This is a genomic window from Tahibacter caeni (assembly GCF_024609805.1).
In the GTDB taxonomy this organism is placed as follows: Bacteria; Pseudomonadota; Gammaproteobacteria; order Xanthomonadales; family Rhodanobacteraceae; genus Tahibacter; species Tahibacter caeni.
In genome coordinates this window covers 1-2,386 of sequence record NZ_JANFVR010000505.1, presented here as the reverse complement: position 1 = coordinate 2,386, position 2,386 = coordinate 1, and the positions used below count along the sequence as shown (strand labels likewise).

Genomic DNA, 2,386 nt, shown 5'->3' with positions numbered 1-2,386 from the left:
GGTCGCCGGGCGCGGCGCATCGATCGCGATCCAGGCCGGCGCATGGTCGCTCGCACGGGCCTCGCCGCGCACCCAGCGGTCGACGCCGCCGTCGCGCACGCGCACGGCCGCGTTGGTCAGCAGATGATCGATGCGCAGGCCCGCGTCGCGCTGCCAGTGCTGGCGGAAATAATCCCAGAAGGTATAGAACTTCTCGCCGGGCCGCAGCGCGCGCAGCGCGTCGGTCCAGCCCTGCGCGAGCAGCGCCGCGTAGCGTTCGCGGCTCTGCGGCTGCAGCAGCGCGTCGCGCCGCCACGAGTCCGGCCGGTAGATGTCGAAATCCGTCGGCACGACGTTGAAATCGCCGGCCAGCATGACCGGATGCGGCGCCTCCACGAGCGTCGCCGCATGAAGGATCAGACGGTCCATCCAGGCCAGTTTCGCGTCGAACTTCGGTCCCGGCTGCGGGTTGCCGTTCGGCGCGTAGAGGCAGGCGACGACGAGGCCCTTGACTGCCGCCTCGAGATAGCGACTGTCGCGGTCGGTGCGCGATCCCGGCAGCCGGCGGCGGATTTCGATCGGTTCCGATCCGCGCGAAAGAATGGCCACGCCGTTCCAGGACGACTGCCCGAGCCAGAGCGCGGCGTAGCCGGCTTCCTGCAGCGCGGCCTGCGGAAACGCCGTGTCGGCGGCCTTGAGTTCCTGCAGGCAGACGACATCGGGCGTCTCGCGTCCGAGCCAGTCGAGCAGGTTGCGTTCGCGCGCGCGAATGCCGTTGACGTTGTAGGTGGCGATGCGCAAGGAAGCTCGTTTCATGCGGTATCCCGGCCTGCGCCGGACGATGGGCGCATTGGTCCCGGGCGAGTGGAACAAGGACGGCGTCATCGGATGGCGAAGGCGGAACGGTCCTGCGGCCGCCGCAGCGCCGGCGCCGGAATCTCGACTTTGGTCTAAGCAAAGCCGGCCGGCGGCTTTTGTGCGATTCGTCGCACGGCGGCGGCCTGAAGCGCCAATCCGCTGCGCCGCGGCTTGGATAGCATTTCGCGACTTTCCACGGCGTTTTCCCGCATGAGCCAGACCCGCGTCATCGATTCCCATACCGGCGGCGAGCCCACGCGCGTCGTCGTCGCCGGCGGCCCGGACCTGGCCGGCCGCGATCCGGCGGGCGCGCGCGACTGGCTGCAGCGCGAGCAGGATCACTGGCGCCGCGCGATCGTCTGCGAGCCGCGCGGTTCCGACGTCGTCGTCGGCGCCTACCTGCTCGCGCCGACGCGCGCCGACTGCGTCGCCGGCGTCGTGTTCTTCAACAACGTCGGCTATCTCGGCATGTGCGGCCACGGCACGATCGGCCTCGTCGAAACCCTGCGCCATCTCGGGCGCATCGCGCCGGGCCGCTTCCGCCTCGAGACGCCGGTCGGCGTCGTCGCGGTCGAGCTCGCGGCCGACGGCCACGTCACCATCGAGAACGTGCCGAGCTACCGCGCCGCCGCGCAGGTCGCTCTGGACGTGCCGGGCGTCGGTCTCGTCCACGGCGACGTCGCCTGGGGCGGCAACTGGTTCTTCCTCGTCGAGGACCACGGCCTCGACGTCGAACGCGCGAACATCGCCGCGCTGATGGACGCGAGCGTCGCGATACGCCGCGAGCTCGACCGGGCCGGCATCCGCGGCCGCGACGGCGCGCAGATCGATCACGTGGAACTGATCGGCGCGGCCGACGGCGGCGCCGATTCACGCAATTTCGTGCTCTGCCCGGGCCTGGCCTACGACCGCTCGCCGTGCGGCACCGGCACGAGCGCGAAGCTGGCCTGCCTGGCCGCCGACGGGGCGCTGGCGCCCGAGACGACCTGGCGCCAGCAGAGCGTCATCGGCAGCGAATTCCGGGCGCGCTACCGGCGCATCGACGCGGACCACGTGCTGCCGCTGATCAGCGGCCGCGCCCATGTCGTCGCCGATGCGAGCCTGCTGTTCGACCCGGCCGATCCGTTCGCCTGGGGCATCGCGTGAATCCGGACGTCGTCATCGTCGGCGGCGGCATCGTCGGCTGCGCGATCGCCGACCGCCTCGCGCGCGCCGGCGTCGCGGTCTGCCTGGTCGAACGCGACGTGCTCGGCGGCGCGGCGACGGCCGCGTCGATGGGCCATCTCGTCGTGCTCGACGACGATCCGGCCGAGCTGGCCCTGTCGTCGTATTCCTGCGCACTCTGGCGCGAGCTCGCGCCGCTGCTGCCGGACAACGCCGACTACCGCACGACGGGCACCTTGTGGATCGCGCGCGACGCGGCCGAGATGGCCGAGGCCGAACGCAAGCGCGCGCGGCTGGCCGCGGCCGGCGTCGCGAGCGAACTGCTCGATGCGCGCCAGCTCGCCGACAGCGAACCGGCGCTCGCGCCGGGCCTGGCCGGCGGCCT

Annotated in this window: 3 protein-coding genes; 2 read left to right on the top strand and 1 reads right to left on the bottom strand. The window is 72.0% G+C overall.

Going from position 1 to position 2,386, the window contains the following annotated elements; translation table 11 throughout:
• Positions 1-795, bottom strand: a 795-nt coding sequence (locus tag NON22_RS23170) for an exodeoxyribonuclease III (RefSeq protein ID WP_257389353.1), incomplete at its 3' end; no start/stop codon positions are given.
• A 252-nt stretch (positions 796-1,047) separates the two neighbouring features.
• On the opposite strand from NON22_RS23170, the gene NON22_RS23165 reads away from it, so the two are divergent.
• Both NON22_RS23165 and NON22_RS23160 read left to right on the top strand, forming a co-directional pair.
• Positions 1,048-1,983 (top strand): proline racemase family protein, encoded by a 936-nt coding sequence (locus NON22_RS23165; RefSeq protein ID WP_257389352.1) that lies wholly within the window; start codon positions 1,048-1,050, stop codon positions 1,981-1,983.
• Positions 1,980-2,386: NAD(P)/FAD-dependent oxidoreductase (locus NON22_RS23160; RefSeq protein ID WP_257389351.1), on the top strand; the 407-nt coding region annotated here is incomplete at its 3' end. The genes NON22_RS23165 and NON22_RS23160, both read left to right, overlap by 4 nt.

Bases quoted from the DNA above. Each gene is read 5' to 3' on its own strand.
- NON22_RS23165 (WP_257389352.1), top strand. From the start codon at position 1,048: ATGAGCCAGACCCGCGTCATCGATTCCCATACCGGCGGCGAGCCCACG.